24 protein-coding genes and 1 other annotated feature are annotated in these 23,344 nt (G+C 49.6%); of the genes, 1 reads left to right on the top strand and 23 read right to left on the bottom strand.

What is annotated here, in order from left to right; genetic code table 11:
- Positions 1–2: 2 nt before the first annotated feature.
- From GQS10_RS15765 to lspA, 6 genes are all read right to left on the bottom strand, one after another.
- A complete protein-coding gene (locus tag GQS10_RS15765) occupies positions 3–1,301 on the bottom strand; it encodes a dihydroorotase (RefSeq protein ID WP_166243879.1) in 1,299 nt (432 codons plus the stop codon).
- Positions 1,302–1,358: 57 nt separating this feature from the next.
- Complete coding sequence (locus tag GQS10_RS15760) at positions 1,359–2,270, bottom strand: aspartate carbamoyltransferase catalytic subunit (protein WP_166243877.1); 912 nt, start codon at positions 2,268–2,270, stop codon at positions 1,359–1,361.
- Positions 2,270–2,812 carry a bifunctional pyr operon transcriptional regulator/uracil phosphoribosyltransferase PyrR gene (gene pyrR, locus GQS10_RS15755; protein ID WP_166243875.1) on the bottom strand — a complete coding sequence of 181 codons (543 nt, stop codon included), beginning with the start codon at positions 2,810–2,812 and terminating at the stop codon, positions 2,270–2,272. Before pyrR ends, GQS10_RS15760 begins: the two co-directional genes overlap by 1 nt.
- 419 nt (positions 2,813–3,231) lie before the next feature.
- On the bottom strand, positions 3,232–4,467 hold the full coding sequence (locus tag GQS10_RS15750) for an LL-diaminopimelate aminotransferase (protein ID WP_166243873.1): 1,236 nt from the start codon (positions 4,465–4,467) through the stop codon (positions 3,232–3,234).
- Positions 4,468–4,579: 112 nt separating this feature from the next.
- Positions 4,580–5,527, bottom strand: a complete 948-nt coding sequence (locus tag GQS10_RS15745) for an RluA family pseudouridine synthase (protein ID WP_166243871.1) — start codon at positions 5,525–5,527, stop codon at positions 4,580–4,582.
- A gap of 3 nt (positions 5,528–5,530) precedes the next feature.
- Positions 5,531–6,058 carry a signal peptidase II gene (gene lspA, locus GQS10_RS15740; protein WP_166243869.1) on the bottom strand — a complete coding sequence of 176 codons (528 nt, stop codon included), beginning with the start codon at positions 6,056–6,058 and terminating at the stop codon, positions 5,531–5,533.
- 160 nt (positions 6,059–6,218) lie between these two features.
- Between lspA and GQS10_RS15735 the strand changes: the two genes are divergently transcribed.
- Positions 6,219–6,980, top strand: a complete 762-nt coding sequence (locus tag GQS10_RS15735; protein WP_166243867.1) for a TraR/DksA C4-type zinc finger protein — start codon at positions 6,219–6,221, stop codon at positions 6,978–6,980.
- On the opposite strand, the gene GQS10_RS15730 is transcribed toward GQS10_RS15735, so the two are convergent.
- The 17 genes from GQS10_RS15730 to murB all read right to left on the bottom strand — a co-directional run bounded on the left by GQS10_RS15730 (position 6,977) and on the right by murB (position 23,278).
- On the bottom strand, positions 6,977–7,252 hold the full coding sequence (locus GQS10_RS15730) for a DUF5665 domain-containing protein (RefSeq protein ID WP_243735206.1): 276 nt from the start codon (positions 7,250–7,252) through the stop codon (positions 6,977–6,979). The two genes, GQS10_RS15735 and GQS10_RS15730, sit on opposite strands and share 4 nt — an antisense overlap.
- 84 nt (positions 7,253–7,336) lie before the next feature.
- The gene (gene ileS, locus GQS10_RS15725; protein ID WP_166243944.1) at positions 7,337–10,105 is read right to left on the bottom strand and encodes an isoleucine--tRNA ligase; all 2,769 of its coding nucleotides are present in this window, start codon (positions 10,103–10,105) and stop codon (positions 7,337–7,339) included.
- Between the two features lie 103 nt (positions 10,106–10,208).
- Positions 10,209–10,455: a binding site (T-box leader), on the bottom strand.
- Between the two features lie 157 nt (positions 10,456–10,612).
- The gene (locus GQS10_RS15720) at positions 10,613–11,092 is read right to left on the bottom strand and encodes a DivIVA domain-containing protein (protein WP_166243863.1); all 480 of its coding nucleotides are present in this window, start codon (positions 11,090–11,092) and stop codon (positions 10,613–10,615) included.
- A gap of 75 nt (positions 11,093–11,167) precedes the next feature.
- A complete protein-coding gene (locus tag GQS10_RS15715) occupies positions 11,168–11,944 on the bottom strand; it encodes a YlmH family RNA-binding protein (protein ID WP_166243861.1) in 777 nt (258 codons plus the stop codon).
- 29 nt (positions 11,945–11,973) lie between these two features.
- A complete protein-coding gene (locus GQS10_RS15710; protein ID WP_166243859.1) occupies positions 11,974–12,261 on the bottom strand; it encodes a YggT family protein in 288 nt (95 codons plus the stop codon).
- A 7-nt stretch (positions 12,262–12,268) separates the two neighbouring features.
- Entirely contained in the window at positions 12,269–12,703 is a 435-nt protein-coding gene (locus tag GQS10_RS15705; RefSeq protein WP_166243857.1) for a cell division protein SepF, read from the bottom strand.
- Positions 12,704–12,755: 52 nt separating this feature from the next.
- The gene (locus tag GQS10_RS15700) at positions 12,756–13,466 is read right to left on the bottom strand and encodes a YggS family pyridoxal phosphate-dependent enzyme (RefSeq protein WP_166243855.1); all 711 of its coding nucleotides are present in this window, start codon (positions 13,464–13,466) and stop codon (positions 12,756–12,758) included.
- A gap of 5 nt (positions 13,467–13,471) precedes the next feature.
- Positions 13,472–14,317: a peptidoglycan editing factor PgeF gene (pgeF, locus tag GQS10_RS15695; protein WP_341805082.1), complete on the bottom strand. Its 846-nt coding sequence runs from the start codon at positions 14,315–14,317 to the stop codon at positions 13,472–13,474.
- Positions 14,318–14,372: 55 nt separating this feature from the next.
- Positions 14,373–14,678 carry a YlmC/YmxH family sporulation protein gene (locus GQS10_RS15690; RefSeq protein WP_166243851.1) on the bottom strand — a complete coding sequence of 102 codons (306 nt, stop codon included), beginning with the start codon at positions 14,676–14,678 and terminating at the stop codon, positions 14,373–14,375.
- Positions 14,679–14,838: 160 nt separating this feature from the next.
- Positions 14,839–15,621 (bottom strand): RNA polymerase sporulation sigma factor SigG, encoded by a 783-nt coding sequence (sigG, locus tag GQS10_RS15685; protein WP_166243849.1) that lies wholly within the window; start codon positions 15,619–15,621, stop codon positions 14,839–14,841.
- A 74-nt stretch (positions 15,622–15,695) separates the two neighbouring features.
- Positions 15,696–16,418, bottom strand: a complete 723-nt coding sequence (gene sigE, locus GQS10_RS15680) for an RNA polymerase sporulation sigma factor SigE (RefSeq protein WP_166243847.1) — start codon at positions 16,416–16,418, stop codon at positions 15,696–15,698.
- Between the two features lie 56 nt (positions 16,419–16,474).
- Positions 16,475–17,398 carry a sigma-E processing peptidase SpoIIGA gene (gene spoIIGA, locus GQS10_RS15675; RefSeq protein WP_166243845.1) on the bottom strand — a complete coding sequence of 308 codons (924 nt, stop codon included), beginning with the start codon at positions 17,396–17,398 and terminating at the stop codon, positions 16,475–16,477.
- Positions 17,399–17,612: 214 nt separating this feature from the next.
- Positions 17,613–18,728 carry a cell division protein FtsZ gene (gene ftsZ, locus GQS10_RS15670; protein WP_166243843.1) on the bottom strand — a complete coding sequence of 372 codons (1,116 nt, stop codon included), beginning with the start codon at positions 18,726–18,728 and terminating at the stop codon, positions 17,613–17,615.
- Between the two features lie 24 nt (positions 18,729–18,752).
- Positions 18,753–19,988 carry a cell division protein FtsA gene (ftsA, locus tag GQS10_RS15665; protein WP_166243841.1) on the bottom strand — a complete coding sequence of 412 codons (1,236 nt, stop codon included), beginning with the start codon at positions 19,986–19,988 and terminating at the stop codon, positions 18,753–18,755.
- Between the two features lie 160 nt (positions 19,989–20,148).
- Positions 20,149–20,964, bottom strand: coding sequence for a cell division protein FtsQ/DivIB (locus GQS10_RS15660; RefSeq protein WP_166243840.1), 816 nt, complete (start codon positions 20,962–20,964; stop codon positions 20,149–20,151).
- A 97-nt stretch (positions 20,965–21,061) separates the two neighbouring features.
- A complete protein-coding gene (gene murA / locus GQS10_RS15655) occupies positions 21,062–22,357 on the bottom strand; it encodes a UDP-N-acetylglucosamine 1-carboxyvinyltransferase (protein WP_166243838.1) in 1,296 nt (431 codons plus the stop codon).
- A 15-nt stretch (positions 22,358–22,372) separates the two neighbouring features.
- The gene (gene murB, locus GQS10_RS15650) at positions 22,373–23,278 is read right to left on the bottom strand and encodes a UDP-N-acetylmuramate dehydrogenase (RefSeq protein WP_166243836.1); all 906 of its coding nucleotides are present in this window, start codon (positions 23,276–23,278) and stop codon (positions 22,373–22,375) included.
- Positions 23,279–23,344: the final 66 nt, after the last annotated feature.

The raw sequence follows: 23,344 nt of genomic DNA, 5'->3' as shown, positions 1-23,344 counted from the left end.
GGTTAAACCCGGCTCTCCGACCAAACCAGCTTGCCTCCGACGATCGTTGCGACAGGCCAGCCTTTAAGCTTCCATCCTGTAAATGGAGTATTGCGGCCTTTGCTGGCGAATTCAGATGGATCCACTTCTTTTTCTTTATTTAAGTCAATAATCGCAATGTCCGCCGGGCGTCCCGGTGCAAGCACACCGGTCGGAAGGTTAAAAAGCTCAGCCGGCTTGCTGGTCATCCGGTCAAGGACAAACTTCAAGCTCCATTTCCCGGTTTCAACAAACTTTGTATACAAAAGCGGGAAGGCTGTTTCTAGGCCGACGATGCCAAACGGTGCAGCCATCATCCCTTTTGCCTTCTCTTCTTCACTGTGCGGAGCGTGGTCCGTAACGAATATATCGATAGTGCCGTCTTCTACTGCATCGATCATCGCCTGAACATCTTTAGGGGAACGGAGCGGTGGATTCATTTTCCAGTTCGCATCTAATCCCGGAATATCTTCATCGGACAACAGGAGGTGATGCGGGCAAACTTCGGCAGTTACCTTAGCGCCATGCTGTTTTGCCAAGCGAATTTGTCTTGCCGACTGCTCGGCGCTTACGTGGCAGACGTGGTAATGAACTCCCGTTGTTTCTGCCAGCATGCTGTCCCGCGCGACATGAATCGCTTCCGACTCATTCGGGATCCCTTTGAGGCCGTGCTTTTCAGCAAACACACCTTCCGTCACCGGAGCGCCGTGGATCAGCGTGTCATCCTCGCAGTGCGCAATAATCGGCAAGCCGAGCGCAGCCGCCTGTTTCATCGCTTCCCGCATCATCGCCGCGCTTTGCACCCCTACGCCATCATCGGTAAATCCGATTGCACCGGCTTCCTTCAAAGCGGCGAAGTCCGTATGCTCACGACCGAGCTCTCCTTTGGTAATACACGCGTAGGAGAGAACGCGAACGATTCCTTCCGCTTCCGCCTTGCTGTATACGGTTTTGAGCGTATCTACATTGTCGATCACCGGACGGGTGTTCGGCATGGCCGCTACCGTTGTAAAGCCTCCGCGTGCTGCAGAGTGCGTTCCCGTAGCAATCGTTTCTTTATACTCAAAGCCCGGCTCGCGGAAATGGACATGCATATCGATGAGCCCCGCTGTAACCAGCTTTCCTTCTGCGTCCAACACTTCATGTCCGTCGAGCTCTGCCTGTGTAACAGTTCCCATTAGTACAATTTTTGAAATGAAGCCATTTTCGTAAAAGATTGCGGATAGCGTCAGCTCGGCACTGTCTTCTACTGCCAAACCTGCATTTATGATCCAGTTCCCCATAGCTCCTCCTTTAAACCTCTCATCATCTTATGTTCATTCGCCTAATCGGCAACTTATTTACCCGTTTAGCAAAGCTCTTTCAATGACTGCCATTCGGACCGGAACGCCGTTCGCCATTTGTGCAAAAATCCGCGAACGCTCGCATTCAACCAGCTCATCGTCAATTTCGACGCCTCTGTTGATCGGCGCCGGATGCATAATGATTGCATGCGGAGCCATTGCCGCCGCCCGATCAACCGTTAATCCATAGTGTTCCCGATAATCCTCTGCAGATCGGATCAAGCCTGTGTCGTGACGCTCAAGCTGAACCCGCAGCATCATTACGACGTCTGCTTTTACCGCTTCATCTATGGAAACGTAAGGCGCATAAGCTTCCAGCTCCGGAGCATGCATGTTGTCCGGCGCACAGAACATCACCTTTGCACCCAATTCACGCAGCGCCCAAAGATTGGACCGAGCGACACGGCTGTGCTTGATATCTCCGATAATGGCGACCGTCAGGCCCGCAATCGAACCGAACTGCTTGCGCATTGTATATAAATCAAGCAATGCTTGCGTCGGATGCTCGTTGTTTCCGTCCCCTGCATTAATGATCGGGACCTTGATCGTCCGAGCGAGCTCCTCCATCACACCGATTGCCTTAATGCGTACGACTCCAGCGTCAATGCCCATCGATTCCAATGTTTTTACCGTATCGTAGATCGATTCGCCCTTTTGTACGCTAGAAACCGCCGCCGCGAAGTTGAGCACCTCCGCACCCAGCCTTTTCTCAGCAACTTCAAAGGAAAACCTGGTGCGCGTGCTGTTCTCAAAGAACATATTGGCCACAAATTTCCCCTGCAGCACCGGCTCTACTTTGTTCGGACAAGCCTCCCAGAAGGCCGCACGGTTCAAAATCGATTCCAGCTCGTCTCTGCTCATTCCCTTGAGTCCGATCAATCCACGGCTTTTCTCCATCGCTACTGCCATTATGCCTTCCCCCTTGGATTCATGATCGTTACACTGTCGCTGCCATCGCACTCCACTAAGGAAACTTCAATGTTTTCCGTTCGGGAGGTGGGAACGTTTTTTCCGACATAATCGGGACGAATCGGCAGCTCGCGGTGACCTCTGTCAACAAGCACTGCCAATTGGATCATTTGCGGCCTGCCGATGTCCATGATGGCATCGAGTGCGGCGCGTACCGTTCTACCGGTAAAGAGCACGTCGTCAAAAAGAATTACTTTGCGGTCTTCTATTCTCGCTTCAAATGGAATCGAAGAGGGTCGGGTTTCGCTTGAAACATCATCCCGGTAGGAGGTTATATCGAGCTCAGCCACCGGTACCGGAACCCCCTCGATTTCTTTAATTCGCTCGGCAATTCGTTGTGCCAGGTAAATGCCCCTTGTCCGAATGCCTACCAGAACACAACCCTCTACACCCTTATGTTTTTCTAAGATTTCATGTGCAATACGAGTTAGTGCCCGGCGAATTGCCGCTTCGTCCATAATGACATGAGTTGCTTCGCTCATTGTAGGACGCCCTCCTTCAAAAATTCCGAACGCAGCCGGTAAACGGGCATAAAAAAATCTCCTTGCCGGAGAGACAAGGAGATCGTTTCTGCAAGCTGAACCAGGGGCTTGGACCGCAGCAAAACCCGCTTTCGGGTATGCTAAAGGCCGCAGCCTCGAACCTGGAAGCTAATCATCACGTTTACCTTATCAGCCTCACGGGACTGATTTAAAGGTCTATTCGGTTATTAAAGGGATTATCTCACAGTTCGACAAATGGTGTCAACACTTTGAGAAGAAAAAAAGTGTATAAAAATAAATAAACGTTTAATTTTATGCATTCCATGAATCATGGTCGTAATGTGAAGACTACTACGGAATTGAGGATGGTTATACTCAATAAAAAAGAGCACCGTATGAGGGTGCTCTACATTACATCCTTAAAACTGCAGCTTGCTCAAACGCTCAACCGCTTTTTCCGTGTTTTCACGGCTGCCGAACGCCGTCAGACGGAAGTAGCCTTGACCCGCTTGTCCGAAGCCAACACCAGGTGTACCTACGATGTTCGCTTCTGTAAGAAGCTTATCGAAGAATTCCCAGGAGCCGAGACCATTCGGTGTTTTGAGCCAGATATACGGTGCGTTCACGCCGCCGAACACTTCGATGCCGAGCGATGCAACGCCTTCACGGATAATTTTTGCATTCGTCATGTAATAGTCAACAAGCGAAGCAATCTGCGCTTTACCCTGCTCGGAATAAATGGCAGCAGCGCCTTTTTGGGTAATGTACGAAACGCCGTTAAACTTCGTCGTTTGACGACGGTTCCAGAGGTCATTCAGAGGTACCGAGTTGCCGTCCTCGTCATAAGCAAGCAGCTCTTTAGGAACAACTGTGTATGCGCAGCGAGTTCCAGTAAAGCCCGCTGTCTTGGAGAAGGAGCGGAATTCAATCGCTACTTCTTTAGCGCCTTCAATTTCATAGATGCTGCGAGGTACATCATCTTCTTGAATATACGCTTCGTATGCCGAATCGTAAAGGATGACGCACTTGTTTGAACGAGCGTAGTCAACCCACTTCTTCAGTTCTTCTTTAGACAATGTCATACCCGTCGGGTTGTTCGGGTAGCAAAGATAAATAATGTCAACCTTCGATTTTGGAAGCTCCGGCACAAAGCCGTTTTCCTTGTTGCACGTTAAGTAAACAATATTGCTGTATTGGTTCTTCTCTTTATCGAATGCGCCGGAGCGGCCTGCCATTACGTTGGTGTCCACGTATACAGGGTAAACCGGGTCTTGAACAGCCACAATGCTGTCCGCGCTGAAAATTTCCTGGATGTTGCCCACGTCACACTTGGAGCCGTCGCTTACGAATACTTCGCTTGTTTTCAGCTCGATGCCGCGTGCTTTATAGTCATTTTCAATAATTGCATTAATCAGGAATTCATAACCCTGCTCCGGACCGTAACCGCGGAATGTGTTCGCTTCCGCCATTTCGTCAACGGAATCATGCAAGGACTTCACAACAGCTTCCGGAAGCGGTCTTGTCACGTCGCCAATACCAAGCGAGATCACTTGTGCATTCGGGTTTTCGCTGATAAATTTATTGCGTCTGCGGGCAACTTCCGCGAACAAATAGCTCCCTTGAAGCTGAAGGTAATTTTGATTAATCTTTGCCATGATTGCCTCCCACTAATTTCTAAAAAATATTTGCCTTGTTCTACTCTAACGGAGCATGTCCGAAAAATCAATGGATTCCGATGCAGCTTATTTGTAACTTGTTACAGTTCCGTTACATCCCTCTGAGGCGCTGCAATAGTTCATTGAAATCGTCTGGAAGCGGCGCCTCGAAGCTCATCTGCTCCTTCGTGCGCGGATGCTCGAAGCCGAGTACTGCTGCGTGAAGCGCTTGTCCTTCAAGCAAAGCGCGCTTGCTTTTTCCGTACATCGGATCGCCTTCTAAAGGATGCCCGATAAATTTCATATGTACACGAATCTGGTGCGTCCGGCCGGTTTCCAGCTTCAGCTCAACGAGAGTGTGCTCATCAAGTCGTTCCAGCACTTGAAAATGCGTTATGGCATCCTTGCTATTTTTATTCGTAACGGTATACATTTTGCGGTCCCGTTCATCCCGGCCAATGGGAGCTTCAATCGTGCCATTGTCATGCGGAATTATTCCCTGAACCAAGGCAATGTACTTTCGCGTAACCGTATGCTCTTTAAGCTGTGAAGACAAAGAGATGTGTGCATTGTCATTTTTTGCAACCATCAAAAGGCCTGTCGTATCCTTGTCAATCCGGTGGACAATGCCCGGACGAAGCATTCCGTTGATCCCGGACAAATCTTTACAATGATGCAGGAGCGCATTAACGAGTGTGCCCGATGTATGTCCCGGTGCAGGGTGAACAACCAGCCCCCGAGGCTTATTAATGACAATGACGTCGGCATCCTCGTAATAAACGTCCAAAGGAATCGGCTCAGGCTGGATATCCAGCAGCTCCGGTGCCGGGGGCTTTACAGAAACGTGGTCACCAGCTGCAAGCTTGTAATTCGCCTTGACCGCCTGTCCGTTAACCGTGACGGCTCCGTCCTTAATCCACTGCTGCACCTGCGAGCGGGAAATCCCTTCTGGTGAAAGCTCGGCAACCACTTTGTCAATCCGTTCTCCGGCCGTCTCCGCATCTACCGGAAAATCGATCGGTTCTCCAACTTCTTCACGTTCCAACAACCAATCATACATATTTTACAATTCCTCGCGTTCTATATTTTGATTTCCGGCAGCCTTCCGTTCTTCCCGCCACGCAAGCAGCGAATCGATCAGTAACAACCCAACTCCGATTACGATACAGCTGTCGGCAATATTAAAAATAGGAAAGATGTAATCTACAGGATATCCTAAAAATGAAAATTTAAAATGGAATTGCAAAAAGTCAACCACTTCACCCATCCGCGCCCGGTCGATAAAATTGCCGATTGCTCCGCCAAGCAGCAGCGCAAGCCCCGTAAGCAGCAAATGCTTCCGCTCTTTGGCGGCTTTCAGCATATACCAGATCACGCCGGCAATAACAACAATGGTAATGACGATAAAGAACCAGCGCTGATTTTGCAAAATGCCAAAAGCAGCCCCCTTATTCCGGGAAGAGGTAATGGAAAAAAATGTCCCGATGACGGAATGAGTCTCATAAAGCTCAAGATTTTTGACGATCAGCCATTTGGAAAATTGGTCTACAGCAATTGCGACTGCCGCAATAATAAAATAAAAAAATACCAATGAGAACGCCTCCGGCTCCTTAAAATCTTAGCACATTGTAACATATGTTACTTTCAACTCCAATCGCTTCCCCCTGCGCCAGTTAACCCCACACGTAAAAGTAGTTCGAACCGAGAAAGCTACATGTAAGAACGAGGTTTAACAGAAAGGAGAAGAGCGAATGAATACGACCCTTTCAGAGCAGCAGTTCAAGATTCTGCGCAGACAGCTTCGTGATGAACTTCATGATTTAGAAAAGCAAATTGAAGCAAACGAAAATTTCGGCTTGGAGGATTCCACTCTCGGCAACAATGAGTTGTCCCTGTACGATAATCACCCGGGAGATATCGGGACTGAGCTGTACGAGCGAGGTAAGGATATCGCCTTGAACGAGCTCGCCGAGGAGCAGCTGGAGCGTGCCAAGCTTGCTCTGCAGCGCATGGAAGATGGCACCTACGGAACTTGCACGGAGTGCGGCAAGCCAATTCCATTTGAACGACTGGAAGTTGTACCGTCAACGGTTTACTGCATTGATCATGCCGCTAAATACGAAGAACAAGGCTTTGAACGTCCGCTGGAAGAAACCTTCCTGTACCCGGGATTCGGGCGCTCCAGCACAGACGAAACCGAGGATCCCGCATTTGACGGCGAGGATGCTTGGCAGATCGTTCAAAGCTGGGGAACGTCAAATACGCCTGCTCTTTCGGAAGATCGCAATGTCGACGATTACAATGATATGGCCTTCGAAACGGAAGAAAACGAAGGCTATGTTGAAGCCATTGAAAGCTTTATCGCGACAGATATTTACGGCAACCAGGTTTCCATTGTGAGAAACGAAGAATATCGCAAATACATGGCAAACCGCGAAGGTGAGCCCCTGCTTGAGCCCGATTGGGAAGCGGAGGCCGATGAGCTTCGCGGCGCCGATGATGGTGCGTATTAATAGTTGAGATCGCGCTGAACATGCTTGACAAGCTCGGCGATATAATCGCCGATAATCGGCAAATTGAGCGCTCCCAGCAGGTTAAGAAGATAAACAATGGTACCGGTGAAGATGGTAAATCCGATTGCAATGCCGACCCCTCGAGCAGTGCCCGCAAGCAAATTCGTGAAGACGAGCTTGCGGGGGCTGTTTAACAGCTGGACATAATCGGCAATTTGCGTCCGCTCCATGTCCTCGGCAACTTTGGCAAGCCTTTTGTTCAACTCAGCCATCACCTTGCTCGTATGCTGCTCCGTTTCCGTATTCAAAGGTTTTTTGTCGGCCATTCCGACAGCTTCACCTCCAATCGGTCAACCTTATTCTGCCATAGTCTCTACGATGTCTGCGCAGCGTCCGCATAAAGACGAGTGCTTTTCATGGCTTCCAACGTCTTGAGTAATGTTCCAGCAGCGTTCACATTTCTCGCCTTCCGCCGGAATTACCTTCGCGGATACTCCTTTTAACTGTTGAGCATCAGCTGGTGCAGCTTCGCCTTCGGCATGAACTTCGACTGTGGAAACAATGAGCAGACCGGATAGTTCATCCTTGAACGGCGCAAGCGCTTCGGCCGCTTCTTTCCCCGGATACACATGAACTGCGGCATTCAGCGCACTGTTGATCACTTTATCCTTCCGGGCGGTTTCCAATGCCTTCAGCAGTTCGTCGCGAACATCAATGAATCGGTCCCATTTTCTTTCAAGCGCTTCATCGAACACCGAAGTGTTCACTTCCGGGAACACCTCAAGCTGTACGCTATCCAGTTTTTCTCCTGGAATGTACTTCCACACTTCGTCAGCGGTATGCGGCAAGATTGGCGAGATTAGCTTAGTTATTGCCGTTAATGCTTCATATAATACCGTTTGGGAAGCTCGACGCTTCGGATCAGTCGGTGCGCTGATGTACAAGCGGTCCTTCAAAATATCAAGATAGAAGGCACTCAGCTCCACCGAGCAGAAGTGGTGAATCGTTTGATATACCGTATGGAATTCATAATTGTCGTAAGCTTTCAGCACACGCTCGATAACCCGATTAAGACGGATATAAGCATAACGGTCCAGCTCCGGCATTTGCTCGAACGCAACACGGTCCTTCGTTACATCAAAGTCATGTAAATTGCCGAGCAGGAAGCGGAGCGTGTTGCGGATTTTCCGATATACCTCGGCCGTTTGCGTCAAAATATTATCAGAAAGCCTTTGGTCCTGTTGATAATCGGTGGACGCCACCCATAGACGAAGAATGTCTGCCCCGAGCGAATCGCAAACCTTGAGCGGGTCCACGACGTTTCCAAGCGACTTGGACATCTTTCTTCCTTCGCCATCCAACGTGAAGCCATGGCTTAGAATACTCTTATACGGCGATTCCCCGAACACGGCTGTTCCCGTAATTAAAGATGAGTTAAACCAGCCGCGATATTGGTCAGAGCCCTCCAAATAAAGATCCGCTGGCCACTGCAGCTCGTCACGTGTACGAAGTACTGCGGCGTGGCTGGAGCCCGAATCAAACCAAACGTCCATAATATCGGTTTCTTTGCGGAACTCGCTGTGCTGGCACTCCGGACACACTGTTCCTTCCGGAAGCAGCTCCTTTTCACTGCGGATAAACCAAGCGTTGGAGCCTTCTTGTTCAAAAATCGTGGCCACATGCTCGATCGTCTGCTCGTTAACTAACGGATGGTTGCAGCTGCGGCAGTAGAAAATCGGAATCGGCACGCCCCATACACGCTGCCGAGAAATACACCAATCGCCGCGGTCAGCGATCATGTTGTGCAGACGCACCTCGCCCCAATGAGGCGTCCAGTTAATTTTTTTGATTTGTTCCAGCATATCCTTGCGGAACATATCGATGGAAGCAAACCACTGCTCGGTTGCCCGATAGATGACCGGCTTCTTCGTCCGCCAGTCGTGCGGGTACTGATGCTGGAAAAAGCTCAGCTTCAGCAAATGGCCGCTTTCCTGCAGCATGTCCGTAATCATTTTGTTCGCTTTATCGTAGAACACACCCTCAAAGCCCGGTGCTTCGGACGTATATTTACCCTGATCGTCAATTGGCGACAGCACCGGCAACTGGTATGCCTGGCCTACCGCAAAGTCCTCTTCCCCGTGGCCTGGTGCGGTATGAACGCAGCCCGTACCGGCATCCAGCGTGACATGCTCCCCGTTTATGATCAAAGAGTCGCGATCGTAGAATGGATGCTTGCAGGTCACATACTCCAGGTCGGAGCCTTTGAGGGTTTGGATAACATTGTATTCCTCCCAGCCCAGCTCCTTGGCAACCGTCTCCAGCAACCCCTGCGCCACGACGAGCTTGCGTCCCTGCGCCTCCACAACGACGTAATCGAATGCCGGATGAACGCTGATCGCCACGTTGGCCGGAAGCGTCCATGGCGTAGTCGTCCAAATGACGACGGCCGCATCCTGCGGAAGCTTGCCCTTGCTGTCCTTCACATCGAACGCAACGTAAATCGAAGGGGATGTCTTATCCTGGTATTCAATTTCCGCTTCCGCCAAGGCACTTTCCGAGGATGGAGACCAATAAACCGGCTTTAAGCCCTTATAGATATAACCTTTGTTTACCATTTTTCCAAAGACACGAATTTGTTCCGCTTCATACGTTGGATGGTATGTGACATACGGGTTATCCCAGTCGCCGCGAACGCCCAGACGGCGGAATTGTGTCTTCTGCTCGCCGATCCATTTCTCTGCATATTGCTGACAGTACGTGCGGAATTCATGTGCGCTCATCTTCTTGCGATCAACTTTCCCGCTGTTGGCAATGGCCTGCTCGATAGGCAGTCCGTGTGTATCCCAGCCCGGGACGTAAGGTGCATCAAAGCCCTGCATCGATTTGAAACGAACGATAAAATCCTTCAAAATTTTGTTGAGGGAGTGCCCGATGTGAATGCTTCCGTTCGCGTACGGCGGACCGTCATGCAAAATAAACTTCGGCTTGCCTTTCCGCGCCTCAGCCACTTTTCCGTAAATATCGATTTCATCCCACCACGCCTGCATTTTCGGTTCTGCCTGCGGCAGGCCCCCACGCATCGGGAAATCGGTCTTCATCAAATTAATCGTCTTGCTGTAATCCACACTCATGCTCCTATACCTCCTTACAGAATAAGAAACCTTTTCCCTAAGCTCCGCTGAAAACTTACCATTTTCTATGTCAAAATAAAAAAAAGCTTCCGTCCCCAAAAGGGACGAGAAGCTTACGTTTCCGCGGTACCACCCTACTAAATCAAAGACCACAAGTCGGAACCTATGGCTTGATTCACTCGACATTCATAACGGAATGACCCGGCCCGCTTTACTTGCTGCTTCTGCAGCGTTCGAGTGGCGCTCCCAGGTGATATTCGGCCGACGCTGAAGGTTAGGCTCCCACCAATCCCTAACTCGCTGACTTCGCACTGCGGCTTACTTGTCCTGGTCTTCGCTTTCCTATATTTTTTCATATCAGGCTTGCATGCGGCAAGCCTTCCCAAACGAAAGATCTTAACACGGAGTATATCGGAAGCTACGTTTCTTGTCAACGCGGGAAACCTCGGTTACATCATGAAAAAAACAGACCCTCACGAGTCTGTTGTGTCCTTGATTATTTTACCCTTGTTCCGTTCGGATGTTCTCCAAAGAATCCCAACTGTCTTGGTTTAGCATTTCAAGCTGAGCTTCGAGCAGCGTCCGGAAACGGGTGCGGTAAATGGAAGCCTGCTTCTTAAGCTCCTCCATCTCCAGAGCGATTTTGCGGGACTTTGCAAGCGATTCGTTAATAATCCGGTCTGCGTTCTTCTCCGCTTCTTTAATGATCAGCTGAGCTTCCTTCTTGGCGTTATTTCTCACTTCGTCAGCTGCTTCCTGCGCAACGATGATCGTCTTACTAAGCGTTTCTTCGATCGTTGCGAAATGATTCAGCTTGTCCTGCATCGAGTGGATCTGGCCTTGAAGATCTTTATTTTCACGAATTAATGCTTCGTAATCCTTAATAATTTGATCTAGAAACTCGTTAACTTCGTCTTCATCGTAACCGCGAAGCTTTTTCCCGAATTCTTTGTTATGTATGTCCAGCGGCGTTAAAGGCATGCTAGGACGCACCTCCACACTGTCTTAGTCTGATTCTAGAATATTCGACAGGATGACGGAAAATCCTGCTTCTGCCTACACATATTTCCCGATCTTGAGCCGAATTCTGCCTGTTTTTGTCTGGCCCTGTAATTCAAAAATTTTAAAGCGGCCGAAGCCTTGAAGGGAGACAACATCTCCTTCGTGTAAAGCAAACGACGGATCCTCAACGACGCGCCAATTCACTTTACAGCGTCCAGCCTTAATCGGAGCTAAAATTTTAGCCCGGCTCATGCGTACGACATCGCTGACAATTCCGTCAAGACGCAAGGAAGCTACAGACAAATTCAGCTCCTCGAATGCGGTCTGAGTTGGCTGCAGCTTGTCCAGGGAAACAACCTCGGTGTGCACGTGAACCCGGTGCACCTGTCTTAAATGCAGATCAACGTAGGAAGCCATCTCCCCTGAAATGATACAGTGGCAGCCGTCCGGACGGACATGAATATCCCCGACCTTGTCCCTCTTAATCCCCAGCCCGAGGAGTGCCCCAAGGTAATCTCCATGATCAAGCGAGCCGATCTTCTCATCATCCGATTCAATCGCAAGCACGACCATAGGCAAGTCCTCATCCGTGAGCTGCGCATAATCCGGCGCGATACATGCACGCTTTCGCTCCGCTTCCGGATAACCGCCGTACAAGTAAACCTGCACATTGCCGTCACGACGGGCCAATGACTCAACGATAAAGGCCTGGCGCGGATCGAGAAAGTCTGTCGTTTTCCATGTATGAAACTCGGAGGCCTGCTCGATCCAGTCCAAGGCTCGATCTACAAACGGACGTTCATCCGGGTGAAAATGAGCGTATAGTTCCATCCGTTTCTATTCCTTTGCGAGAAATTGGCTTAAGGAATAATTATTCCTAAAATAAATCGAACGACCGCCTGCAGACCCATAGCCACAAATTGAAGCGCAATAATCGCAACGATCGGCGAAATGTCAATCATGCCGGCGATCGGCGGAATCAGCTTGCGGAAGGGGTTCAAATACGGCTCGACCAACTTTCCAAGCAGTTCGCCAATAAAGCTCTCCCGGGCGTTCGGGAGCCAAGAAAGTAGAACATAGGCAATAATCATATACAAATAAATTTGATAGAGCCAGCCTATGTACGTCACAATTTGAGCTTCAAGCAAAAGTTTCTCACCTCGAATTCATAGTATCGTCGTCTCCGGCAAACATCTCGGTGATCGATCCTGTAACCTCTACATTGTCCGGTGTACAAATAAAAATATTGGCGCCAACCTTCGAAATCGTTCCGTTCAAGGCATACACTGTACCGCTTAAAAAATCAACAGTGCGCAGAGCCTGATCGGGACGAACACGCTGTAAATTCACTAATACGGCGCGGCGGGAGCGTAGATGGTCGGCAATATCCTGTGCTTCCTCGTAAGAACGCGGCTCGCTAAGTACAAGCTTTGAATTTTTTTGCGCGTGAATGCTTACGACGTTGTTTTTGTTCTTGCGTAGCTCTTGGGAGGCAGGCTCCTGTTCCTCGTGCTGCTCCACTGTTCTTTCCACAATCTCCTCTTCTTCCTGCAGACCTAAGAAGTTCATAAATTTGTTGACAACGCTCATTTCCCTTTCCTCCCTATTCTATTATGTCCCAAAACCGTTCATGTCCAAAAGTTTAGGACGATGTTCCAACCAAAACCGAGCCCAACCGAATCATCGTGGCTCCCTCTTCGATCGCCACTTCAAAATCATTGGACATTCCCATTGACAGCTCCGTCACCGGCTTGTCCAATATCGATTTGGCATTCAACTCATCTCGCAGCTGACGCAAACCGCGAAATACCGGACGGGTCGATTCCGGTTCGGCCTCGTAAGGTGCCATCGTCATTAATCCTGCTACCGATAAACCTTGAAGACCTCGGATTTGTTCAGCGAACTCCATCAGCTGCTCCGGGGGCAGCCCGTACTTGCTTTCTTCTCCGGACACATTGACCTGAATGAAGCAGGGAACCGAGATTCCAAGCGCTTCCGCTTTTTTATGAATCTCCGTTGCCAAAGAAATTCGGTCAACAGAATGTATACAGGCAAAGCGCCCGAGTACATCCTTCACTTTATTCGTCTGCAAGTGACCGATAAAATGCCAAACCGCTTCATCGCCAAAGCGTTCCACCTTTTCCTTGGCATCCTGCCAGCGGTTTTCCCCAAGCACTTTATAACCTTTATCCAAAGCAAGCCTAACCATATCGGAAGATACGTACTTTGTTACTGCGACGACCTGAATTTCTTCCCGCGTACGGCCACTGCGGCTGCAAGCAGCCGAGATCCGTGCTTCAACGTCTGCTATTCTCGCATCGAATTGTTGTTCCGCCAGCTTGCGTTCATCCATTCTCTTCACTCCTTGTCGGACCAGCCGATCCAAGCCGCCATTCTACCGGTCTTCCCTTGTTCCTTGCGGTGGGAATAAAAGCGCTTGGTATCGCAACTCGTGCATAACGATGTTATTTCGATATGAATCGGCAAAATTCCTGCTTTTCTCAAAATTTGTCGATTGACAATTTGCAAATCAAGCATGAACTTGCCATCTGCCTTAGGCGTCCACGCGGAAGCCTCCGCCTCGCTGCCTAATGAATGCTTTTTCAGCTCGCCGATAACACGACCATCCACCTCGTAACAGCATGAGCGGATGGAAGGTCCGATAGCCGCCCGAATCGTCTCCGGCTTTGCGCCAAACGTATCCTGCATCGAACGAACAGCCTCTGCTGCCACCGAAAATGCCGTTCCCTTCCATCCGGCATGTGCCAATCCGACAGCTCCGGTTACCGGGTCAAACAGCCAAATGGGCACACAATCGGCAAAAAATGCCGTAAGCAGCACGCCCTTCTCACGTGTGGTCAATGCGTCGGCCTCGGCAACGGCATCTTCCCGCGAGCTGCGCCCTCTGCCCTTCTCAGCGGCCGTAACCAGCTGCACCTTATTGCCATGAACCTGCTCCGCACAGGTCCAGTCCTCAAAGGAAAAGCCTACCTGCTCCGCCACCCTTTTGCGATTTTCAAGAACATCCTCCAGACGGTCGCCCACGTGCAGGGCACAGTTTAGCGAGTCATTCCAGCCCGCACTTACTCCCCCGATTCTGGAGGTAAAGCCCGCCGTCAAGCCCGGCGACTGCTCCATCCATGCTTGCAAATAAAATAAAGAAGGGCCTTCCGCCCGTTCATTCCATACAAATGGTTCCGCCACACCGACACCTCCGTAACGTTCAGTGTAACACAGGCCTTCCAGCCGATCCAAGTAATTACTGCTGCTCTCTATAAACTTTCCCATAACCGTTTCCCATATCCGTTTCCTCCGACGCCCGGTACATTCGCGCATCATCTAAACGTACGAGAACGACATCCATACCGATTTTAACAATATTTCTCCACGGAATCACCACATCAGTTCCTCCGCCAATCAACCCAAAGAAGCGTCCTTGGCTAGGCACAACGATTGAATCAATGCGTCCCTGACGCAAATCCAACTCTAAGTCGCTGATTTGTCCGAGCTTTTTTCCGTCAACAATATTAATAACATCCTTGGTTTGAAAATCGGATATTTTCATCGTTTCACCACACAATCCGCACTGAGTATGAATGGTTTATCATTCTTACTCTATGTTTATGCCCATTTCGCTCAAAATGTCCTTTCCGTCAAAAAGAGGACAAAAAACACCCCTGTCCTTTTTTGAAAGACAGGGGTGTTTCGGAGCGTTAAGCTGCTCGCTACACCTTGACGTGCTTTTGCATTTGATTAATCGCGGATTTTTCCAAACGGGATACCTGGGCTTGGGAAATGCCGATTTCCTCGGCTACCTCCATTTGCGTCTTTCCTTCAAAAAAGCGCATGGATAAGATCATTTTTTCCCGATTATTCAGCTTGCGCATCGCTTCCCGAAGGGCAATTTCCTCAATCCAGGAAATATCCTTGTTTTTATCGTCGCTAATTTGGTCCATCACATAAATCGGGTCGCCGCCGTCGTGATATATCGGCTCAAAGAGCGATACCGGATCCTGAATGGCGTCCAGCGCGAAAACAACGTCCTCTTTCGGTACACCGAGCGCCTCGGAAATTTCAAACACGGTCGGTTCGCGGGAATTTTTGTTCGTAAGGTTGTCCCGCACTTGAAGGGCTTTGTAAGCAATGTCCCGCAAGGAACGGGATACGCGGATCGGGTTGTTGTCCCGCAGGTATCTGCGGATTTCACCGATTATCATCGGTACTGCGTATGTAGAAAACTTTACATTTTGGCTTAAATCGAAGTTGTCGATCGCCTTCATTAAACCGATGCAGCCGACCTGAAACAAATCGTCTACGAACTCACCGCGATTGTTGAAACGCTGAATAACACTTAATACGAGTCGCAGATTTCCATTCACCAATTTCTCTCTTGCGGCCCTGTCGTTCTCGGTTTGCAGCTGCTTAAAAAGCTCGCGCATTTCCGCATTGGTCAGGACAGGCAGTTTCGAAGTATCCACTCCACAGATCTCGACTTTATTTCGGGTCAACGTGATTACCTCCCAAGGAGAAACATTAATGTTAATTATCCCCGAGGAGGCCGTTTTTATTCCCGAACATACGTTTAGACCATTTTGTTGAACTCTTTTCGAAGCCGTTTAATAATTCGTTTTTCCAGTCTGGAAATATAAGATTGCGAGATGCCAAGCATGTCTGCAACGTCCTTCTGCGTCTTTTCTTCTCCGTCTGTAAGACCGAAGCGCAGCTCCATAATGGTGCGTTCCCGCTCCGACAATTTGTCGAGCGCTTTGTGCAGCAGCTTTCGGTCTACCTGTTCTTCAATGTTGCGATAGATGGTGTCGTTTTCGGTACCGAGTACATCGGAGAGAAGCAGCTCATTGCCGTCCCAATCGATATTTAGCGGCTCATCAAAGGACACCTCCGTGCGGACCTTGCTGTTCCGGCGCAAATACATCAATATTTCATTCTCGATACAGCGCGAAGCATAGGTGGCCAGCTTGATCTTCTTCTCCGGATCGAACGTGTTCACCGCTTTGATCAAGCCAATCGCTCCAATGGAGACTAAATCCTCTATATTAATGCCCGTATTTTCAAATTTGCGTGCAATATAAACGACGAGACGCAAATTGCGTTCAATGAGCATCGCTCGGATCGCAGCATCCCCCGTCGTCAGCTTGGCGAGCAAAAACTCTTCCTCTTCTTTGGTCAGCGGCGGCGGAAGCGCTTCGCTTCCTCCTATGTAATAGACTTCCTCGCTTTTAAGACCGATCAGCATCAAGAAACGATAGTAATAGATTTGCAACGATAGCTTCCATTTCAACAACATTCGCAGATCCTCCTCAGCACTTAGCGAAACGGTATGAAGGTTTAGGTTTCTATCAACTAACCGGCTTGTTCAGCCAGTTCAGGATGAATAATGGCGCGGTAATCCCCATCGGAGCTGAGCGTGCCTCCATCCAGTCCAATTAGAACTTTTCGGCTTTCGGTAACCGTACCCTCCCGATCAATGACAACGCGATCAGGCTTTAACGCCAGCATAAACTTCGTACCTGCTCCAACTCCGCGATAAGGAACCAGCCGGAGCCGATCCTGCCACGCGAATGACTCCATCTCTTTATCGCTTACGATACGATCCACAGCATGATCGCGTATGCGATCCATAAATGACGGCGGAAGGCGTTCTTCCCATAGGGAGGCTTCCATAACCATAACCGGGGTTCTCGTGAGCGGATCGTAGAGCTTATTGCCTGTATCGATGATCCCCCTGCATTCCGCTTGAGCGTCACCGATCCAAACTTGTACAGTTGCCAGATAACCACTTTGCCGCTGCCTGCGTTCGGAGCCTTTAAACACCTGCTTGAAAAGAAAGATTCCCGGGGCAAACACGAGCAGCACAAACCACATACTCACTTGGATGCCGTGTGTAACTCCTCCGCTTTGCGCAAACCACATTCCACTGCGGATTTCCTGTGGTGTTTGCAGTAAAAAATGCAGGGCGATAATGGCGGCGGCAGCGGCAAAATTAACAACATAAAAGGCCCCGATTTGTCTTAAGAAATTTTGCAGGCTTTGGAACCCGAATACGGTCATAATCATTACAGCGGAAAATAAACATTTAACCAAGAATGTAAAGGCCGCCGATAACGATGGAAAAAACATCATGACTACATAAGACGCGCCGATTGCTGCGCCTAGCAGCAGCCGCCAGGCTTTTACACGCTTCTTAACGACCCACGCTGTTGTCTTTAATGTCACCGCATCGATAAATAGATTTGTAAAAAACAATAGATCCAGATAGACGATCAATCGAGACCAACCTCATTCCTGCCGGTTCAAGCCGGCTGATCCGCCCTGCTAGTCCCGCGCCTTATACCGCCAGTGAGATCAGTATAAAATAATCCTATTTCAAAGTCTGTCTAAACATGCCGTCCGGTTCGATCTATTTTTGTCGACTGATGCGGTTGCCCGGGCAATATAAAAAAACACCGGAGCGCACGCTCCGGTGTTTACAAGTCTTGTCTTATTTATCGGTAAATTTATTGCGGTTCCGCAGGAATGTCGGAATATCAAGCTGATCATTACTTGGCTGGTTGCCGAACGGCCGCAGATTAGAAAGACGGTTGTCGCTTCCCGATGCGCTTTCCGGCTGTGCTCCAGGTCTGCGTGTCTGCTGTGGAGCAGCCTTGTAATCGAACCCAGTCGCGATTACGGTAACTTTAATTTCATCCTTCAGGTCTTCATTAATAATCGCACCGAAAATCATGTTCACTTCCGGATCTGCAGCGGAAATGACAATATCTGCCGCTTCATTGACTTCGTATAAGCTGAGATTGATACCACCGGTAATATTCATAATGACACCGCGGGCACCATCAATGGACGTTTCCAGCAGGGGGCTTAAAATTGCCTTCTTCGCCGCTTCTGCCGCACGGTTTTCACCTGTTGCAATCCCGATTCCCATCAAAGCGGAACCGCGTTCTGTCATAATCGTCTTTACATCGGCAAAGTCGAGGTTGATAAGACCAGGTACCGCGATCAAATCGGAAATACCCTGTACACCTTGACGAAGTACGTTGTCCGCTTCACGGAACGCCTCTAACATCGGTGTTTTCTTATCTACGATCTCGAGAAGACGGTCATTCGGGATAATGATCAAGGTATCGACCTTTTCCTTCAATGCAGCAATCCCTTGCTCCGCCTGCATTTGACGCTTGCGTCCTTCAAATGTAAACGGACGAGTGACAACGCCGACAGTCAGCGCGCCGCATTCTCTTGCGATCTCGGCAATAACCGGTGCCGCGCCCGTTCCAGTGCCGCCGCCCATGCCTGCAGTAACGAACACCATGTCCGCCCCGCGAAGCGCGTTAATAATTTGATCGCGGGATTCTTCAGCGGCCTTCTTTCCAACCTCCGGGTTCGCTCCAGCTCCAAGACCGCGAGTCAGCTTGTCCCCAATTTGCAGACGGACTTCCGACTTCGATAAATGCAGTGCTTGTGCATCCGTATTCACGGTTATAAATTCAACGCCTTTAACGCCGTTCTCGATCATTCGGTTTACCGCATTGCTGCCGCCGCCGCCGACGCCGATGACTTTAATTTGTGCTAATTGATCCATATCCATATCAAATTCAAACATATGGTGTTTATCCTCCCCATCGGCTTAGATGAATTCACTCAACCAATTTTTAAATTTTTCGTACAGGCTTTGCTGCCCGGTGGCGGATTTTTTGGCGGCCGATTTTTTTACCGTACCAGCCGATTTCGTCCCTCTCGAATACTTGCTGGCATATTGAATAATGCCTACTCCGCTTGTATAGGATGGGTCGCGTACGCCGATATAATCGGGAACCGCGATCCTGACTGATGTTTTCAACTCGTCCTGCGCTACGGAAAGCATTCCCGGCATTAAGACCGTTCCACCCGTCAGCACATAACCGCCGGGAACATCCAAATATCCGAGCCGCTGTGCTTCGCTGCGGATCATTTGGAATATTTCCTGCACCCTAGGCTCGATAATTGTTGCAATATCAACCTGATTAAACTCCTTGTCCACATTGCTGCCGATCCGGTTCACTTTAAAGAGCTGATCCGGAGCTGCATCGGCTTCCTTCGCGCAGCCATACTTCAGCTTTACCTTCTCGGCAACCTCTGTAGTCGTCCGCAGCCCGATTGAAATGTCATTCGTTATAAAATCCCCGCCGATCGGTATCGTTGACGTAGCCATAAGATGGCCATTCTCAAATACAGACAGCGTTGTCGCGCCTGCCCCAATATCAACTAGTACAGTGCCGATCGATTTCTCGTCCTTGGACAAGGCGAGCTGTCCGGATGCTAAAGACATGAGCACCAATCCGGCCGCCTTAACTCCCGCTTTCTCCACACAACGAATTAAGTTATGTATCGCGGTTTTCGCCCCGGTAACGATCGTTGCCTCTACTTCCAGACGAACACCGATCATTCCTCTCGGATCCTGAATGTCTTCCAAACCGTCAACAATGTATTGCTTCGGCACAACGGTAACGATCTCTCGCTCCGGAGGCAGTGCAACCACTTTGGCGGCTTGAAGCACGCGGTCGATATCCTCTTCACCAATTTCCCGATCCTCGTTAGATACCGCTACTACCCCATGACTGGATTGCAGTTGAATGTGATTGCCGGAAATACCGACATACACATCCGATATTTGTATTCCGACCATACGCTCGGCGGTTTCAATTGCATTCCGAATCGATTGTACGGTCTGATCGATATCGACGATAGCTCCCTTGCGGATTCCCTCAGAATCGGAGGAACCGACCCCTATGATATTAATGGTTCCACCGGTAATTTCTCCGATGATGGCACGTATTTTGGACGTTCCGATGTCCAAACTGACGATGATGTCATTGCCGGCCAACCCTGGCACCCCCTGAACGTTATACAAATGCAACGACTGCATCGGCTAACAGCTTCTGTTTCATATTCAACACTGATTACGGTTTCCCTTTTTTTCTCGACAAAAAAATTGACGATAACATGAAAAACATACGTAAGTTAAATTCTAACATTCTTTTAAACTATTGAGTAGTCTCTTTTTGACCATCTTTCGTTTCCACTTTTTGACTATCCTGTGTCTCAGGCTTTGGAGCATCGAGCTCCTCGCTATAATCGGACTCCAGCATAATGATTTTGCGCATCGTCATGTTCTGCTGCTTCATTTCATATATATAATCACGCAGGTACACAATTTTTTTAGGAAGGTACCCAATGGTTGTGGTCACCTCATAATGGGAACGTGTATACAGCTTGATCTTGTCCGGGTACGATTCGCTTACATCGGGACGAATTTCTGAAACGTCCTCCATCAAAGCGGGATCGATGCTTGCCAGCGTTTCGGTCAATTTGGCCTTCAGTGCCTCGGTCTGTTCATTGAGGTCCCAGCCGGTCAGAATCGGCTTGTCCACTACCATTCCGGCCGTAAGCGGAAGTGCTGTACCGTTCTGCAAAATGACGTTCATTGCTCCAGCCTCGTTCAACTGGAACGCCACTTCAGGATATTCGTAGACCTCGATGAAAATACGTCCAGGAAACCGTTTGGACACCGTCGCCTTTTCAACAACTTCAAAGGTTTTCAGTCTCAGCTCCAGCTGTTCTGCACTTATAGAAAAAAAATGATCTCCCGGTTTGATGCCGATCGCCTCTTGAATTCGAGAAGTTTCCACCCATTTATTCCCTTGAATTTCAATGGCTGAAATTTTACTAACCGAGGATTGAAAAAACAAGACAGCAAGCAGGATGATAAAGAACACAAATAGAAGCATTAACAATCTGCGGCTGCTCCGCTTTTTCGCCGCTCCCTTCTTTAACGTCGGTATGGATTCAAGCTCAGGCATACGGCTCACCTCTTTCGTAAATCTCCAAAACAAGCAAAAACGCCTTAATTCCCTTCCTGGAAGGAAGGGAATACTCGGCGATTTCAAATAAAAGGGATTAGTCCATCAAAACAATGCGTTTGGTCTTGCTTTTCGCTGCCGGCTTCACACGTTCTATGCTGGCACCGAGGCTTTGGAACATATGCTCAATTCGATCGTAGCCGCGATCGATATGATGCACTTGTTCAACAACCGTCGTTCCGTTCGCGGCCAGACCTGCTAATACCATGGCCGCACCGGCGCGAAGGTCCGTTGCTTCAACCGTCGCTCCGTAAAGTCGAGGAACCCCGCGAATAATTGCCGAGCTCATATCTACCCGAATATCGGCTCCCATACGGCAAAGCTCATCGACATGCTTGAATCTTCCGTCAAACACCGTCTCTTTAATGACGCTTGCTCCTTCCGCAATGCTCATCAGAACCATAACCTGGGACTGCATATCGGTTGGAAAAGACGGATATGGCGCCGTTACGATGCGCTCCACCGCCTTTGGACGGCTTGCGTAGCTCACGTTCATTATATCATTGTCGATCGTAATTTGAACACCCATTCTCCGAAGCACATGGATCACTGACGATAGATGAGCCGGGTTTACATCCTCTAAAGTGATGTTTCCTTTGGTAACTGCAGCGGCCACCATCAGCGTCCCCGCGACGATCCGGTCTGGAATGATCCGATAAGGCTCAGGGTGAAGCTCCTTCGTACCTTTAATCGTAATCGTATCTGTACCGGCCCCGATAATGTTTGCTCCCATTGCATTCAAGAAATTTTGCAAATCTTGAATTTCCGGTTCTCTTGCTGCATTCGTAATCATCGTTGTGCCTTCGGCCATGGCAGCGGCCATCATTAGATTTTCCGTCGCGCCGACGCTTGGGAAATCCAGATGGATATCCGTTCCTGTCAGCTGCTCCGCCCGGCAAACGATCATCGTCTCGGTTTCTTCAATTGTAGCCCCAAGCGCTTCAAGCCCTCTTAGGTGAAGATCGATTTTTCGATCTCCAATCGCACAGCCGCCCGGCTGATACACCCGCACCTCGCCGAAACGCGCGAGCAGCGGCCCCATCAGGAAGATCGAAGAGCGCATTTGCCGCATGAGATCCTCAGGAATATGCGACGAATGAATACCGGACGTGTCCATAACAATACGCCCTTCGCGCATTTCCGCACGGCAGCCAATTGCGTTCAAAATTTTCATCATCGTATCAATGTCCTTCAAATCCGGCACATTGTCGATTGAATGAATGCCTGATGCCATTACACTAGCGGCTAAAATCGGTAATGCTGCGTTTTTTGCGCCATGGATTCGGATTGTTCCCGTCAGCGGCTTTCCGCCTTCGATAACCAGTTTATCCAATGTCCCACCTCCGAATTAGCGCTCTCCTACCTCCAGCACCTCCGGATGAAGCTGTACGCCAAATTTCTCGTACACGGTCCGTTGAATTAAGCGGATGAGAGAGAGCACATCTTCGGCTGTCGCGTGCCCATGATTGACAATGAAATTGGCGTGCTGCGTCGATATTTCCGCACCACCGATACTTGTGCCTTTCAGCCCGGCCTCTTCGATCAGCTTTGCTGCATAATTCCCTTCCGGGTTGCGGAATACGCTCCCCGCGCTGGGCAGTTGCAGCGGCTGAGTCCGAAGTCTGCGGTCCTTATAGGCGGCCATTGCTGCGGCGATCTCCCGGCGGTCGCCGTAGGCCAGGCCGAATGTCGCTTCCGTCACAATTCCTTTTTTGCCATGCAAAACGGAGTGCCGGTAAGCAAATTCAAAATCTTGTGCCTCGTACCGAACCAATTCCCCTGTTTCGAGCAATACTTCAGCCGATTTGAGTATTCGTGACACATCAGACCCAAGCGCCCCCGCATTCATGTAAACGGCTCCCCCGACAGTACCCGGGATGCCGCCGGCCCATTCCAAACCGGTTAAGCCTTCCTTGCCTGCCATAACGGACAGCTTAATAAACGAGTAACTACCGCCCGCTATAACATCGGTCCCTTCAAACCGAAGCCCTTCCATGCCGCCGCCAAGCTTAATGATGGCGCCGCGAAATCCTTTGTCGGAAACGAGCATGTTGGACCCCCTGCCGATGACTTTCCACGGCAATTGGTGTTTATGCAGCAAACGAATCGTGGTCTGCAGTCCCTCTTTGCTGCCGGGAATTACAAAAATGTCTGCGGGACCACCGATCTTCCATGTGGTATGACCGGAAAGCCTTTCGTTTGCCGCAACCTTTCCGACATTCGCTTCGGAAAGCTCGGTAATGATATGCTGCATGGGGAAACCTCCTTACATAACTCGAGGGAAATATGGGTATTTGCCACGGTTATACGATATCGTATG

The sequence above is a fragment of the Paenibacillus turpanensis genome (assembly GCF_011421635.1).
Taxonomy (GTDB): domain Bacteria; phylum Bacillota; class Bacilli; order Paenibacillales; family YIM-B00363; genus Paenibacillus_AK; species Paenibacillus_AK turpanensis.
The sequence above is the reverse complement of the archived record's forward strand: the minus strand, read 5'-3'. Positions and strand labels throughout refer to the sequence as shown.

Coding starts and splice junctions, on each gene's coding strand:
- GQS10_RS15765 (WP_166243879.1), bottom strand. CDS start 1,301: ATGGGGAACTGGATCATAAATGCAGGTTTGGCAGTAGAAGACAGTGCC.
- GQS10_RS15760 (WP_166243877.1), bottom strand. CDS start 2,270: ATGGCAGTAGCGATGGAGAAAAGCCGTGGATTGATCGGACTCAAGGGA.
- pyrR (WP_166243875.1), bottom strand. CDS start 2,812: ATGAGCGAAGCAACTCATGTCATTATGGACGAAGCGGCAATTCGCCGG.
- GQS10_RS15750 (WP_166243873.1), bottom strand. CDS start 4,467: ATGGCAAAGATTAATCAAAATTACCTTCAGCTTCAAGGGAGCTATTTG.
- GQS10_RS15745 (WP_166243871.1), bottom strand. CDS start 5,527: ATGTATGATTGGTTGTTGGAACGTGAAGAAGTTGGAGAACCGATCGAT.
- GQS10_RS15735 (WP_166243867.1), top strand. CDS start 6,219: ATGAATACGACCCTTTCAGAGCAGCAGTTCAAGATTCTGCGCAGACAG.
- GQS10_RS15730 (WP_243735206.1), bottom strand. CDS start 7,252: ATGGCTGAGTTGAACAAAAGGCTTGCCAAAGTTGCCGAGGACATGGAG.
- GQS10_RS15720 (WP_166243863.1), bottom strand. CDS start 11,092: ATGCCTTTAACGCCGCTGGACATACATAACAAAGAATTCGGGAAAAAG.
- GQS10_RS15715 (WP_166243861.1), bottom strand. CDS start 11,944: ATGGAACTATACGCTCATTTTCACCCGGATGAACGTCCGTTTGTAGAT.
- GQS10_RS15705 (WP_166243857.1), bottom strand. CDS start 12,703: ATGAGCGTTGTCAACAAATTTATGAACTTCTTAGGTCTGCAGGAAGAA.
- GQS10_RS15700 (WP_166243855.1), bottom strand. CDS start 13,466: ATGGATGAACGCAAGCTGGCGGAACAACAATTCGATGCGAGAATAGCA.
- GQS10_RS15690 (WP_166243851.1), bottom strand. CDS start 14,678: ATGAAAATATCCGATTTTCAAACCAAGGATGTTATTAATATTGTTGAC.
- sigE (WP_166243847.1), bottom strand. CDS start 16,418: ATGTTGTTGAAATGGAAGCTATCGTTGCAAATCTATTACTATCGTTTC.
- ftsZ (WP_166243843.1), bottom strand. CDS start 18,728: ATGTTTGAATTTGATATGGATATGGATCAATTAGCACAAATTAAAGTC.
- GQS10_RS15660 (WP_166243840.1), bottom strand. CDS start 20,964: ATGCCTGAGCTTGAATCCATACCGACGTTAAAGAAGGGAGCGGCGAAA.
- murB (WP_166243836.1), bottom strand. CDS start 23,278: ATGCAGCATATCATTACCGAGCTTTCCGAAGCGAATGTCGGAAAGGTT.